The following is a 14,648-nucleotide window of genomic DNA, read 5'->3' on the forward strand; positions in this document are numbered from 1 at the left end:
GTAGGACTCGTCTGTAATGTATGTAAGGCAATACAAGACGACATACTAGGTACAAATGAGATGGATTATCAATACTATTTATTTAATTTTTTTTTTGGATTAGACTCCGCTCCGCTGGCGCCAAACAGCCTTCGGCCAGCTCAAAAAACCAAAAATATCTGTCGCAGGGGAGCGGGGCGTGAATTTCAAAAAGAACACAATTGCGTTGGCTGTAGGGTCGGCCATCGGCCTGAGCAACGGTGCTTGGGCGGCTGAAGAAGCCGGCAAGATGGAGATCGCTCCAATCACCGTAACCGGTGAAAAGATCGACCGTACCCTTGATAAGACCCAGTCCAGCGTCGTGGTCGTCACCGACAAGAACCTGCGTGAGCACGGCGACAAGGACCTGGTGGATGTGTTTGCCCGCACGCCCGGCGTCTATAGCCAGGCCGGCAATGAGAACTGGGGTATTCGTGGCGTGCCGGTGTCCGGTTTCGACGACCAGGGCCCTGCGGCCCTCAACGGTGCGGTGTCGGTGTATGTCGACGGTGCCGTGCAGCCGAACCGCGCGCTGACCCTCAGCCCGGTCCCGCTCTGGGATGCCGAGCAGGTCGAGGTTTTCCTGGGCCCGCAATCCACCACCCAAGGCCGTAACTCCCTGGCCGGCGCGGTGGTTATCCGAACCAAGAACCCAACGTTCGAACCGAGCTTCTCGGCGCAGACCAACGTGGGCAACTACGGTGAACACGGCGCGGCCGTGGCCGGTGGCGGGGCCATTGTGGATGACAAGATCGCCGGTCGTATCGCCGTGGATTATTCCGACGGTGACGGCTACATCCGCAACACCACGCTCGATAAAGACGCCAACCCGCATCGCACCAGCAACGCCCGCGGTAAATTGCTGATCCTGCCCAATGACGACACTGACGTCTTGCTGACTTATGCCCATAACGAACATCGCCAGGGTGACCGCTCGACGATGCGCGGCGCCGATGGCAAGCCGAGCTATTACGACATCGCGTCCAATACCGAGGCCTTCGACAACCTCAAGCAGGACACCCTCAGCGCCAAGGTGGATTACCGCCTGAACGATGCCTGGTCGCTGACGAGCATGACCGCCAATACCAGCACGGACTACAGCAACCGTTTGGACTTTGACCAGACAGCGGTGGACAACGAGGTCGTTCTGCGTAAGCAGGACGGTAACCTGTTCAGTCAGGAGTTGCGTCTGAATTACGACTCGGACACGGTGAAGAGTTTCGTCGGTGCCTACTATGGCCATAACACCAACGCCTTCCACGACCGGTTGTTGTTCGATGACGTGCTGGTTCGTACCGTCAAAGGTGATACCAAGATTGAAAACAAGGCGGTGTTCGGTGAAGTCAACTGGACGTTCGCGCCGCGTTGGACGTTGATCACCGGCCTGCGTTACGACCACGAGACCAACGATACCGACATTGAGGCAGACGGCCGCTTCGTTCCTGAGAAAATCAAAAAGTCGTTTGATGCCGTACTGCCGAAGCTCGGCATCGACTACGAACTGGCAACGGACCAGTACCTCGGTTTCACGGTGCAGAAGGGCTATCGCGGTGGCGGTGTCAACCTGCGTTCCGGTAGCGGTCACCAAGCCTACGACCCGGAATACACCACCAACTACGAGCTGTCCTATCGTGGTTCGTTCTTCGACAAGACCCTGCGTACTCGCGCCAACCTGTATTACACGGATTGGAAAGATCAGCAGGTCAGCGTGCGCCAAGCCGGTAGCAACGTCATTGATATCTACAACGCTGGTCGCAGTGACATCAAGGGCCTGGAAGTCTTCGTCGAAAAAGACATCACCGAACAGCTGACCCTGAATGTCGGTGGCGCCATTACCGATAGCAAATACAAGGATTTCGTTGCTGACAATGGTCAGGACAGAAGCGGCGAGGCGTTCCTCTACGCGCCTAAATACAAGGCCTCGGTGGGTGGTGTCTATCGCTTCGACGATCGCCTGATCTTCGGCACGGACATTGTCTATCAGAGCACCGCGCCTTCGGAGTACGAGTTCGACGCAAGCGGCAAAGTCACTGGTGAACGTAAGAGCGACGCCTATGTGCTGGTGAATTTCAACACCGAGTACAAAGTCACCAAGAACGTCGCGGTATCCGCCTACGTGAAGAACGCGTTCGACAAGGAATACGTCACCAACAACCGCAACGACGACATCATCGACGTTGGCGCACCGCGCACGGTGGGGATGATCCTGCGCTACGACATGTAAACCCATGGGCGCGGGGAGGCAATCTCCCCGCGCCTGTCCTGCAACATTTCGGATGTTTGTTTCCAGGCTGTTCGTTCCCTTCCAAACCCAGCCTCCATGGAGGAAATCATGAGTGCTTTTTCGAATGTCACAGCAGGTGGCGCGCAACAGCTACGCCTGTTGCACACCGGTCTGTCGAGCCCTTACTGCCTCGACTCGACGCCGCTGCTGGAGCGTCAGCAACAGCAGGAGTCCAACGCCCGCAGTTACCCGCGACGCATTCCTCTGGTGCTTGAAAGGGCCCATGGCATTTATGTGCAGGACAGCCGAGGGCAAGTGTTCGTCGATTGCCTGGCCGGTGCTGGAACCCTGGCCCTGGGGCACAACCACCCGGTGATCGTCGAAGCCATCACCCAGGTCATGGCGGCCGGTGTGCCGATGCATACCCTGGACCTCATGACACCTGTGAAGGACGCCTTCGTCCAGGAAATTTTCGCGTGCCTGCCCAGCGAGTTCGCTCGTCACGCACGCATTCAATTCTGCGGCCCGAGTGGAGCTGATGCGGTCGAGGCCGCGCTCAAGTTGACCCGTACCGCCACCGGGCGGCATTCGGTCCTGGCGTTCGAAGGGGCCTATCACGGGATGACCCTGGGCACGCTGGCCATCAGCGGCAACCTGTCGCCGAAAAATGCCCTGGGCGCGTTGATGCCCGGGGTACAGCGCCTGCCGTTCCCTCACGATTATCGTTGCCCGTTCGGGGTGGCCGGCGATCAAGCGGTCACGTTGAACGTGCGTTACCTCGAACATTTGCTCAACGACCCGGAAAGCGGGGTGACCGCACCGGCGGCGATGATCCTGGAGCCGATCCAGGGCGAGGGCGGAGTGATTGCCGCGCCGGACCGTTGGCTGCAGGAGCTGCGCCGGTTGACCCAGGCCCACAGCATTCCGCTGATCGTCGACGAGATCCAGTGCGGCATTGCCCGCAGCGGCCGGATGTTCGGCTTCGAGCAATCGGGCATCACCCCGGATGTCATCACCCTGTCCAAAGCCATTGGCGGCGGGTTGCCGCTGTCGGTGATGGTCTACCACGAGTCGCTGGACGTCTGGCAGCCGGGTGCCCACGCCGGCACGTTCCGTGGCAATCAGTTGGCGATGGCGGCGGGTACCGCGACCTTGCGCTTCATCCGCGATCAAGGCTTGGTCCAGCACGCCGAAACGGTGGGGGCTCACCTGCAAAAGCAATTGCAGGCACTGCAAAACGAGTTCGCCTGGATCGGCGATGTGCGTGGACGTGGCCTGATGCTCGGCATGGAAATCGTCGACCCGCAGGGCACCCCTGATGTACAGGGTCATCCGCCGGTGGACACGGCCCGGGCCAAGGCTTTCCAACAGGCGTGCCTGAAGCACGGACTGATCGTTGAACTGGGCGGCCGCCACGGCGCGACCGTGCGCTTCCTGCCGCCGTTGATCATCACCGAGCGGGAAATCGATTTCGTCGGGAAAATCCTGTTCCAGGCCGCGAGCACGATCAACGAGCGACCCGCACGCTGATCATCGGGTTAGGACCGGCGTCCGGTTTGGACGCTGGCCCCGCCTCGAAGCGCAATCAGTAGTCCCAATAGGCCGCAACCCAGCGAAAGGCGTCACCGTCGACCGCCACTCGGCCAACGGAGGGGAACGGCAGGTGAGTGGCGACCAGCAGCTCACCGGACGCCGCCGCTTCTCGCATCAGGCGGACCCGAACGCGGACCGATTCTTCAGGATCATGTTCAAAGCCGTTGTGCCAGTCGGGGTGGTCGAAGGCGACCGGGAACAAGGCATCGCCGGCGAACGTCAACCGCTCCTCGCCGCAGGTCACGTGGACCACGCTGTGCCCCGGGGTATGGCCGCCGGTGCGCTTGACGACCACGCCCGGCGCGACCTCGTAGGTTTCCTCGAATGTGCACAGTTTGTCGTGGTACTCGTGCATGAATTGCTCGGCGGTGGCGCGCAGCACGTCCGGTACCGGCGAGGGCATGACGGTGTGGGAGAAATCCGGCGCCGCCCAAAACGCTACCTCGATCGCCGCGACATGGATCCGTACGTCCGGACGCAGCCGGTGCTTCACCTCATCGACCAGCAGCCCGCCAATGTGGTCCATGTGCATGTGGGTAATCACCACGTCGGTCACCGAGGCGAGATCGATACCGGCGGCAGCCAGGCGCTTGGGGAACTGCCCGGCCCGTGGGAAACCGGGGAACTGGCCGCCAAGCCCGGCATCCACCAGTATGGTTTGTTCGCCGCTGCGCACCACCAGCACGTTCAGCGCCCAATCGAAGGCGTCCGGGCCCAGGAACATGTCCTTGAACCAAGCCGCGCGGGCGGCTGGGTCGGCATTGGTGGACATCGTCGAGGTCGGCAGCGGCAATACCCCATCGCTGACCACCAGCACGTCGATCTCACCAATCTTCAGCGCATAACGCGAAGGGACCAACTCCTCGTACGCAGTCGCGTGCACGTTCATGTTTGAATCCGGATGCATTCCATCCTTTGCAGCAGGGGTGTTCAAATGGGTGGTCATGGTCGTTCTCCGATGGCTTGGCTCAGGGACTTGGCGAAAGCCGCCTCGCTCGACATGAGAGAGTAGGGATCGCCTGGAGAATGAGTCTGCATCGCGCCGGACCGCGTTCGATACCATACGTGGGTATGTTGCGCAGGCGCTTTAGCGTGATTGACCCCAGCAAAAGGTATGGGCATTTCAGTGAGCCGGGGAGACGGTGGCACAGGCACCATCTATGCAAACTGACGCACCGCCATCGCGAGCAAGCTCGCTCCCACAGGGGATCTGGGGTGTTCAGGCGTTTTGCATTCAACGCAGGGCCATTGTGGGAGCGAGCTTGCTCGCGATGGCGGCGGCACCGTCAACATCAATGCAAGCTGACACACCGCTTTCGCGAGCAAGCTCGCTCCCATAGGGGATCTGGGGTGTTCAGGTGTTTTGCATTCAGCACAGGGCCATTGTGGGAGCGAGCTTGCTCGCGATGGCGGCGGCACCGTCAACATCAATGCAAGTTGACACACCGCTTTCGCGAGCAAGCTCGCTCCCACAGGGGATCTGGGGTGTTCAGGCGTTTTGCATTCAACGCAGGGCCATTGTGGGAGCGAGCTTGCTCGCGATGGCGGCGGCACCGTCAACATCAATGCAAGTTGACACACCGCTTTCGCGAGCAAGCTCGCTCCCACAGGGGATCTGGGGTGTTCAGGTGTTTTGCATTCAGCACAGGGCCATTGTGGGAGCGAGCTTGCTCGCGATGGCGGCGGCACCGTCAACATCAATGCAAGCTGACACACCGCTTTCGCGAGCAAGCTCGCTCCCACAGAAAAGCTGGGGGCATGCTTAAGCGGGGTCATTCCAGCGCCTGAACCACCAACGCAGCCGGGAGATCGGTTTACCCTCGGCGTCCAGTGGGCGGCCGTCTTCGGCGTAGGCGTGGGGCGGTTCCAGCAGTTGGCCGTTGAGGTAGCGGGCTTCTACCGCCGGGTTGCCGTTGGGGTGCAGGCGGCGGTAGCGACCGTCGCGCACGCCGTCGCGATAGACCTCGGCTTCGGCCAGTTGCCCGTCGGGGAAGTAGTTGTTCGCCTCACCGTGCAACAACCCGCGGCGGTAGGTGGCCTGGCGTTGCAGGCCGCCTTCGGCCGCGTAGAAGCTCGCCACGCCCTGTAATTTGCCCTTCACGAACGGCAAGACCGCCGAGACCTTGCCATTGGGGTGATACAACGTGCTGGTGCCTTGCAGTTCACCTTGGCTGTAGTTGAGTTTTGCTTGCGGGCGTTGCGCTTCTTCGATCTGCAGTGGGCCGTCGAGCCGGCCATCGACCAGTTCCCCGTCCAGCCGACTGTCACCACGTTCCACATCCAGTCTTTTCGTGGTCATCGTTGTGCCCCTGTCAGTTGACCTTCACCAGGCCACCCTTGATGGTCAGCATGCCGCCGCCGTCCACGGTCTGTTCGGCGGCCGCCTTGTTCACCAGGCTGATGCCGGCGTCGTTGGTGAGGGTGGTTCCGGCCTTGTTTTCCAATGACGTCCCGGCCTGGTTGCTCAGGGCCGTGCCGGCTTTGTGGCTGATGGAGGTGCTGGCCTGGGCCGCCAGGTCCGCGCCGCTCTTGATGGCGAAGCTGCCGCCGCTTTGCAGGGTCAGGGTGCCGCTGACCTTGATGGTCAGGTTGCCATCCACCGTCAGGCTGTAGTTACCGGTGACCTTGTGGTCGTAGTTGCCACCGGTGCTGTGGGTCTGGTCCGAGCCCACGGTGACGGTGCGGGTGTCCTTCACATCGAGGCTGTCGCTGCCGGTCTGGATGGTCACGCTGCGCTTGCCTTTCTCCAGGGTGACGGTTTCGTCGCCATCCTTCACCGTGCGGGTGCGGGCATTCTGCACCGTGAGGGTTTCGTCGTGGCCGACGGTGGCGGTGGTGTCGTTGAGCACGTTGATATTGAAGTCCTTTTGCGCCTGGAGAAACACCTCTTCGGCGTCCTTCTTGTCTTCGAAGCGCAACTCGTTGAAACCACCGCCACCCTTGGACGAGTTGGTCTTGATTCCGGATTGGGTCTGGTTCGCCGGCAGCGCGTAGGGCAGGGCGTTGTCGCCGTTGTAGACGCAACCGGTGACCAGGGGGCGATCCGGGTCGCCGTCGATGAAGGTCACGATGACTTCCTGGCCGATGCGCGGCACGAACTGCATGCCAAAGCCTTTGCCGCTCCAAGGCAAGACCACGCGCACCCAGCAGGAGGAAGTCTCGTCGTTCTTGCCGGTGCGGTCCCAGGGGAATTGCAACTTGATCCGGCCGTATTCATCGGTCCAGATTTCTTCGCCGGCCTTGCCCACCACCACGGCCGTCTGGGTGTGCATGCGCGGTTTTGCCGTGACGCGGGCCGGTCGATAAGCCGTGGCCTTGGGGATCGCTTCGAAGCGGTTGCGGTAGCTGTCGTGGCTGGCTTCATGGTTGACCGACGTCACCACCCAATCGATATTCAACGTCGTATCTTCATGGCCGGCGAGGGTGAACCAATACCCTGGCACCAGCCAGCGGCAATCGCTTTCGCCGACAAAACGTTTCTCCTGGCTGCGCAGGCCATCCACTCGCTGCTTGGTCAACGCATCGCCCTGCGCCTTGGCGGTATAGCTGCCCGGATGCTCATACATCGAACTCGGCCCGGCCACAGCTTCGGCCTGGCTGAAGAGCGAGGTGGTCGGCGTGGTGAACTCATAATCGGTGGCCTGGTAAACCCCGGCCACCGCTTGCAGGCACACTTGCCCTGAGCGGATGCCGTGCAGCTCTCGCTCCCCCAGTTTCTGTCCGAGATAATTCACCGTCGGGCCATTGGGGATGGGCACGAAGGCGTCGTTGCTGTCGGCCAGTATCAGTGTGTGCTTGCCGTCTTCATGGCTGAAGAACCAGAAAATCCCGTCTTCCTCCAGCAGGCGCGAGACGAAGGCCAGGTCGGTTTCGCCGTATTGCACGCAGTACTCGCGGGGTGTGTAGCTACCGCTGAGCTTGAGTTGGAAATCGGTGAAACCGTGGGCCTTGAAAATCGTGGTGACGATGTCCGACGTGGCGAGGTTCTGGAACACGCGGTTGTTGCTGGCCAGGCTCAACCACCAGAGCCAGGGCCGGAGCAAAAGCTGATAACGCTCGGCGGTGGCATCGGCCGGCAGTTGGCGAATCTCGGCCACCAGCCAATCCAGCGGGCGCAGCAAGGCGTCCTGGTGCAGCGTGGTGGTCACATGGCTGGCGACGGCCGTCGTGAGGTCCAGCGAGGCGCCGTCGTTGATGCCGTTGAGGGTGTGCGAGCCCAGGGCGTTGAGGCGTTCTTCGCCGGACAGCGAGTCGGGATACAGCGCCGACAGCGAGCTGGCGGTGAGGGAGAGGGTGGTGTTGCTGTCGGTGGAGCGGGGCATCAAGCGTCCTCGGCAGGGCGTGGAAAACGGCGACCGTTGTCGTTCAGCTCGTCACATCGAAGAGGATGGGGCGGTGATCGGGTCCGGACATATCGAACACCTGGGCAAGCCCGGTGATGTCGACCGGCACGACCTTCACGTCCGCCGATGCCAGAACCCAGTCGAGAATGCCGCCCTTGCTCTGGGTCTGCTGGCCGTTCCAACACTCATAGGCAAGCCCCGCCGTATCGAGCTGCCCGACGTTTTGGTAATCCAGATTAAGGTCACCTGTCGCGACCCATTTACCGCCCAGGGCCGTACAGGATTTGAGCTGGCTCTTGGTCACGCCATTCTGGCCGGACTTGAAGTGTGCGAGGAACACGTAGCCGGTATAACCCTTCACACCGTTGGCCTCCACCGCAATCAAGTCCCTGTTCAGGGTAAACAGGCTGCCCTGGCTGATCACTTGCAATTGCTCAAAGCTCTTGACCATGACGATGTAGGCGTTCGAGTAGCCGCCAGTAAACGCATGGACACTGTAGTTCTTGTAGATGGCCGCCAGGTTTGAGCGGTAGTTGTCGATTTGTGCCGAATGTATTTCGCACAAAAAAATGATGTCCGCGTCCCAGTAGTTACTGGAGCAACAGTTGTAGAGAAAGATATCCACCTGGGTTTGCTTTTCCAGGGTGGAAGACTTGCCGTTTTTTTCAACGTTGAAGCTGCCGATTCTCATGAGTCCTGTACTCCTTACTCCAGTACCCACTCCGCCAATTTTCCCGTCACCTGCGTCATCAACACATTCTCGACGTCCCGTGCCCCCGCCGCGCTGCATTTGGCCAACACGGCCTTGACGATCCCGGCATCGAACTCGAACTGTTTGCCGGTCGCGGCCTTGTAGCGCCCGCGCAATTTCTCCAACTTCGCCAGCACGATGCCTTCCAGCGTCGCTTCATCCAGCGGCCGGTACGCGACCACCGTCATGCGCGCCAGGAACGCCGGGCGGAACGCTTGCAGCAGCACCTTGTGCAAGGCTTCGTTGAAGTCGTCGCTGCCCACTTGCGCCACTGGCGTGTCCAGCAGCAGTTCGGCGCCGACGTTGCTGGTGGCGAGCATCACGGTGTTCTTGAAGTCCACCACCAGACCGGTGCCGTCTTCCATCAGGCCTTTGTCGAAGACGTTGTAGAAGGCTTCGAGCACGTCCGGGTGGGCCTTTTCGATTTCATCCAGCAACACCACGGAGTAGGGTTTGCGCCGCACCGCTTCGGTGAGCACGCCGCCGCTGCCGTAGCCGACGTAGCCGGGCGGGGCGCCTTTGAGTTGGCTGACGGTGTGGGCTTCCTGGTACTCCGAGAGGTTGATACTGATCAGGTTGCGTTCACCACCGTACAAAGCATCGGCCAAGGCGTAGGCGGTTTCGGTCTTGCCCACGCCGGTGGGCCCCACCAGCAGGAACACGCCGACCGGTTTCTGTGGGTCGGTGAGGCCGGCGCGGTAGGCTTGCAGGCGTTGGGCGATGGTGTTCAGGGCCGTGCCCTGGCCCATCACCCGCTGGCCCATGCGCTGGCCGAGGGTGCGCACGGCGTGGGCTTCGTCGGCGAGCATCTTGCCGACCGGGATGCCGGTCCAGCCGGCGATCACCGCGGCGACGGTCTTGCTGTCCACCTGTTCCGGCACCAGCGGATCGTCCTGGCGAATGGCATCGAGGCCGGCTTCCAGGCGCAGCAGCTCGGCGGCCAAGTGGTCGATGCGGTTATCGATCTCGGTGTCGGCTTTTTCACTGTCGGCACGTTCGCTCAGGGCGAGCAGTTCGCGCCGGGTGTCGAGCAGTTCGCGCACCGCTTCGCGCTCTTCGCCCCAACGGGTTTCCAGCTCGCGGATGGCTTGTACGTTGCTGGTCGATTCGCTCTCCAGCAGGGTGATGCGTTCGCGGTGATCGAGCCCGGTGGCCTGTTCGCGACGCAGGCGTTCGACTTCATCCTTGAGGCTGTTCTGCCGGTGGCGCAGGCTTTCTAGCGGCGGCGGTACGTCGTGCTGGCCGAGGGCGACTCGGGCGCAGGCGGTGTCGAGCACGCTGATGGCTTTGTCCGGCAACTGGCGCCCGGAGATGTAGCGGTGGGACAGCTTCACTGCCTCGTGGATGGCGGCATCCAACACCTGCACGCCGTGGTGCTGCTCCAGTTTGCTCGCCACGCCACGGAGCATTTCCACGGCGGTGAGTTCGTCCGGCTCTTCGACTTGCACCAACTGGAAGCGGCGGGCCAGGGCGGGGTCTTTCTCGAAATATTTTTTATATTCCAGCCAGGTGGTGGCGGCCAGGGTGCGCAGTTCGCCCCGGGCCAGGGCCGGCTTGAGCAGATTGGCCGCGTCGCTGCCGCCTTCTGCACCGCCCGCACCGATCAGCGTGTGGGCCTCGTCGATGAACAGGATGATCGGTTTTTCGGCGTTGCGTACCGCATCGATGACGCCCTTGAGGCGTTGCTCGAACTCACCCTTGACGCCCGCGCCGGCCTGCAACAGGCCCAGGTCCAAGACGCGCAGGGTGACTTCCTGCAACGATGGCGGCACATCCCCGGCGGCGATACGCAGGGCCAGGCCTTCCACCACGGCGGTCTTGCCGACGCCCGGCGCGCCCACCAGGATCGGGTTGTTCTGCCGGCGTCGGAGCAGGATGTCGATGCACTGGCGAATTTCCCCATCGCGGCCGACGATGGGGTCGATGCGGCCGTCCCGGGCGTCGGCGGTCAGGTCCTGGGTGTACTGGTCGAGCACCGGGTCCTGTTTCTGTGGTGCCTCGCCGGGTTTGGCCGAGCGCACGCCACCGACATGCTCGCGGGAGCTTTCGGTCCATTCCAAGAGATGGGCGCGCAGGGCGTCGCGAGGAATACGCAGCAGCGACGAGGCGCTGTTGAGCAGCAGGCTGCGGCGTTCATCACGGTCCAGCAGTGCCAGGAGCAACAGCCCGGAGCGGATGCTCTCCAGACCCAGCACACTGGCCTGGACCACGGCGTCTTCCAACAGGCCGATGGTCTGCGCCGACAGGGCGGGTGTACGAGTGCTGCCGGACTTGAACAGGTCCAGGGCCTTGTTGGTTTCCGCGGCCACCGCGTCACGCTCCAGGCCGAAACGCGGCAGCAGGCAGGCGAAGTCACCGCCTTCGATGTCGAGCAACTCCAGCAGCAGGTGTTCGATTTCCACATAGTGATGGCTGCGCTGCATGCAGCGTTGCGCGGCCCGTTCCAGGGCGCGGCGGTTGTCCGGGTTGAGGCGCCCGATCAGGCTGGCCAGTTCCATTTCAGGCGATCTCCGGCTGACGAAGGCGGGTTTCGATCCGTTGCACGGCCAGGCTCGACTGGCGTTGCAGGCCGCCGTTCCAGTTCAGCCGTGGCGCTGCCTGACGGCCCAGTTGCAGCGGGCCGGCACCGCGCACCAGCAGCACCAGGGTGCAATCCAGGTCAGGGCCGAAATACAGGGCGTAAAGGCTGGCGAGCAGCGGATGAGTCTCGCCGGTGGGCAGCAATCCGCTGGCCTGGGCCGTGCTCAGTGGGCCGAGGGTCAGGCGCACGCCGGCGTGTTCGTCCCAGACCCGGGTGCCGGCCACCGCGTTGCGGCCCAGGCGCAGGTTGCGTCCGCCCGGTTGCAAGCGGCTACGGCTGGCCGGTGGGATTTCACGCCAGCCCCCTTCATAGGCACTCAGCTCCACGGGCAAGCCGAACTGTTCACGGACAATCGCCGCGAACCCGTCCAGGGAGCGCCGGCCATCGGCGTACAGCGCGGTGCAGGCCAGGACCGCCGAGTCGGGCGCGGCCTGGCGTTCCTGCAAGGCCTTGGGCAGCAGGCCGGTCAACGCGCGCAGTTGCGCGTGTACGGCGGACGCGCCTGGGGCGGTGAAACCGAGGGCGATGCGATGCTTGCGCATCACCTTGTAAAGCAGGCTGAGCAGGCGATGCTGGAACAGGTCGAGGAATTCCGCCGGGGCATGATCCTTCGCCCGCGCCCGTTGTTGCAGCCATTCCTGGTAGACGTAGGGCAACGGGCCGTCCGGGCCGCCGAGGCCGAAGATCGGTGTGATCAAGGTCGGTGGCAGACCGGGTTCCTGGCTCAGGCTCTCGACTTCACTGGCGGCGAACAGCGGCGTCAAGGGCCCGCGCAGGCGCAAGGCTTCGGCGTGCGGCGCGGTGCCGCTGCCCAAGGGCTCGGCCTGGGGGTGTTCGCGTTCGAGCAACAGCAAGGCCTGGAGCCATTCGAAGCGTTGCGGGTCGCGCCGCAATCGCTCGTTCAGGTTCAGAGCACCAGGGGTTTGCCGGCTTGGGGTTGCCATGTCTTCACCTCCTTGTCGGACTGGACCAGTACGGTGCGCACGAAGCGATTGGCGGTGGCATAAAGGGAAAAGAACTGCGCCAGTACGCCGGAAAAGAGCACGGCGCTACTGCCGACAAAGTGTTGCGGATCCAGTTGCAGGCGTACCTCCAGGCCGTTTCGCCAGCCGCGCCAGGCGTCTTCGCCGACATGGGCGATGACGCGGTCGCAGCTCAGCCCCGATACTCCTTCGATCTGGCGATGGGCGCTGGCCTCGTCCCGCAGGTTGTGCAATTGGAGAATCTCGCGCAGTGCGTCCAATGCCTGGGGGCCCTCGACCAATGACAGATGGTTGAGGGTCAATTGCGACACCAGCCGCCAGCGCGATTCACCGTCCAGGCGCGGCAAGCTTTGCGGGCTGGGTGGGTTGCGCAAGCGCGCCCAGGCCACCGGCCCCGGACGCTCGAAACCCAGCGGCGTACCGGCCGGCAGGCTTTGGGCCAGGTGGCGGTTGGTGCACAGCAGTTCGGCGGTGAGGCTGTAGTCGCGGGTGTCGGCCAGCGGGTCGAACTGGGTGTCCACCAGGCTGACCATCACGTCGGTGCCCAGCCGGTTCGGGCTCATGCCGCTGACCCGGCGCGCATGCCAGTAGCAGGTTTGGTCGTTGCCATGCTGGCTGCCGTAGTAGGCCGGCACTTTGCGCACGCCCTGGCCGGAGATGGCGCGCATGCCCCGGATGCTATGGATCTCGACGCTGTTTTCCCGATGACTGTCGGCCACCAGCCGGTACTCGCTGCGGGTGCCGTCCGGGCGCAGGGGTTCGGACGTTCGGGGAAACAGGTTGATCACCGGGGTGCAGCCCAGGGCAATGTCGCTGGCCTGGAGCGGCAGGCGGCTGGTGGGGGCACGGTCGAACACGATGTACAGGTACAAGGACTGGCTGTCGCTGGTGGCGCCGGCCAGGGGCAGGTCGAAGAAGCTGAATTTATCCGGGAAGGCAAAGTATTCGGCCAGCAGGCGCATGCCAGGGTGCACGCCGTCCTCGTCCGGCAGCAAGACCTGATCGCTGGCGAAGCCGACGATCTGCGGCAGGCCAGCCAGTGGCTCGGGTACGCTGCCCGGCGCGCCGGCCAGGACCTTGATGGCGTGAGCGCCCAGCAAATCGTATAGCCCGGCGTTGATCATCGGTGACGCCGCCAGGTGCACCCGTAGCGAGTCGATCCCCAGCGTCGACCACTGGCTTTCCCCCAGGCAACGCAGTTCCAGGCGCAAGGCCGAGCGGGCCTGGACCACCCCGGTCAGCGCCTGGGCTTCATCACTGCCCAACAGCAGTGCTTCGCCGATGTGTACTGGCCACAGATGCACGGCGGCCGTAGTGCGAAAATGAATGCTCTGGCCTGTGTCGGTGGTGACGAACAGCGGCGTGTCGCGAGGCAGCGGATAGCCCTCGTTCAAGTTGCCTTTGCTCGGGTCGGGCTCGAACTGCACGATGGCGCAGGACGGCAAGGGCCGCATGGCCAACGGGTAAAGCTGTTCGAGCAGGGCATCGCTGAATTCGGCGTAGTCGTCATCCAGCCGCCGTTGCAAGCGCGCGGCCAGTAGGGCGAACCCTTCCAGCAGGCGCTCGACGTGGGGGTCGGGGCATTCGCCGGGAGACAACGCCAGGCGCCGGGCGACCTTGGGGTAACGCTCGGCGAACAGGCTCCCGGCGTGGCGCAACCAGGTCAGCTCGCGTTGGTAATAGTCCAGCAGTTGCGGATCAATCGAGTCGCTCATGGCGTACCTCCAGGCCGTCGCCGGCGGGCTCGATAACAAAGGCCACGGGCCAGGCGTGCAGGTCGCCGCGCAGCTCGCCCGACAACCGTATGCACAGTTGCTGCGGCTGGCCCGGCACCGGGCAGACCTCGACCTCACCCAGGCGCAGGCGCGGTTCGAAGTGGGTGATGGCCTGGCGAATTTCCCGGGTCAGTTGACGGCGGTCATCGCTGCGCTGCTGTTGCAGCGCGGTCCAGTCGGCGATGCCATAGTCCAGGATGCTCGGTGGTTCGGTCAGTGCCCGTGGGCCACGACGGGTATTGAACAGGCGCGACAGTTCGGCATGCACCGAGTCTTGCAACGCCTGTCGGTCGAACGCCCGCCCGGGATCGTCCGCCAGGCTGGACAGGCGTTCGAACAGGGGCGGGCGCAGCCCGAAGCCAGCCATGGGCGCGGCTGCC

10 protein-coding genes are annotated in these 14,648 nt (G+C 63.1%); 2 read left to right on the plus strand and 8 right to left on the minus strand.

Annotated features, from left to right (window positions below; genetic code table 11):
* Positions 1-178 precede the first annotated feature (178 nt).
* Positions 179-2,242 (plus strand): TonB-dependent receptor, encoded by a 2,064-nt coding sequence (locus AB4N80_RS17765; RefSeq protein ID WP_305467293.1) that lies wholly within the window; start codon positions 179-181, stop codon positions 2,240-2,242.
* 108 nt (positions 2,243-2,350) lie between these two features.
* Positions 2,351-3,772, plus strand: coding sequence for a diaminobutyrate--2-oxoglutarate transaminase (locus tag AB4N80_RS17770; RefSeq protein ID WP_354337076.1), 1,422 nt, complete (start codon positions 2,351-2,353; stop codon positions 3,770-3,772).
* A 55-nt stretch (positions 3,773-3,827) separates the two neighbouring features.
* On the opposite strand, the gene AB4N80_RS17775 is transcribed toward AB4N80_RS17770, so the two are convergent.
* The 8 genes from AB4N80_RS17775 to tssE all read right to left on the minus strand — a co-directional run bounded on the left by AB4N80_RS17775 (position 3,828) and on the right by tssE (position 14,635).
* Complete coding sequence (locus tag AB4N80_RS17775; RefSeq protein ID WP_354337075.1) at positions 3,828-4,781, minus strand: MBL fold metallo-hydrolase; 954 nt, start codon at positions 4,779-4,781, stop codon at positions 3,828-3,830.
* Positions 4,782-5,597: 816 nt separating this feature from the next.
* Positions 5,598-6,134 (minus strand): toxin-antitoxin system YwqK family antitoxin, encoded by a 537-nt coding sequence (locus AB4N80_RS17780; protein WP_122565667.1) that lies wholly within the window; start codon positions 6,132-6,134, stop codon positions 5,598-5,600.
* A 13-nt stretch (positions 6,135-6,147) separates the two neighbouring features.
* The gene (locus tag AB4N80_RS17785) at positions 6,148-8,157 is read right to left on the minus strand and encodes a type VI secretion system Vgr family protein (protein ID WP_460078106.1); all 2,010 of its coding nucleotides are present in this window, start codon (positions 8,155-8,157) and stop codon (positions 6,148-6,150) included.
* Between the two features lie 43 nt (positions 8,158-8,200).
* Positions 8,201-8,869 carry an endonuclease/exonuclease/phosphatase family protein gene (locus AB4N80_RS17790; protein WP_122565665.1) on the minus strand — a complete coding sequence of 223 codons (669 nt, stop codon included), beginning with the start codon at positions 8,867-8,869 and terminating at the stop codon, positions 8,201-8,203.
* A 14-nt stretch (positions 8,870-8,883) separates the two neighbouring features.
* Positions 8,884-11,427, minus strand: a complete 2,544-nt coding sequence (gene tssH / locus AB4N80_RS17795) for a type VI secretion system ATPase TssH (protein ID WP_122565664.1) — start codon at positions 11,425-11,427, stop codon at positions 8,884-8,886.
* Position 11,428: 1 nt separating this feature from the next.
* Entirely contained in the window at positions 11,429-12,454 is a 1,026-nt protein-coding gene (tssG, locus tag AB4N80_RS17800; RefSeq protein ID WP_122565663.1) for a type VI secretion system baseplate subunit TssG, read from the minus strand.
* Positions 12,418-14,208, minus strand: a complete 1,791-nt coding sequence (gene tssF, locus AB4N80_RS17805) for a type VI secretion system baseplate subunit TssF (protein ID WP_122565662.1) — start codon at positions 14,206-14,208, stop codon at positions 12,418-12,420. The genes tssG and tssF overlap by 37 nt, the downstream gene beginning before the upstream one ends.
* A complete protein-coding gene (gene tssE / locus AB4N80_RS17810) occupies positions 14,192-14,635 on the minus strand; it encodes a type VI secretion system baseplate subunit TssE (protein ID WP_122565661.1) in 444 nt (147 codons plus the stop codon). The genes tssF and tssE overlap by 17 nt, the downstream gene beginning before the upstream one ends.
* Positions 14,636-14,648 lie beyond the last annotated feature (13 nt).

Source organism: Pseudomonas sp. H3_A02 (assembly GCF_054671965.1).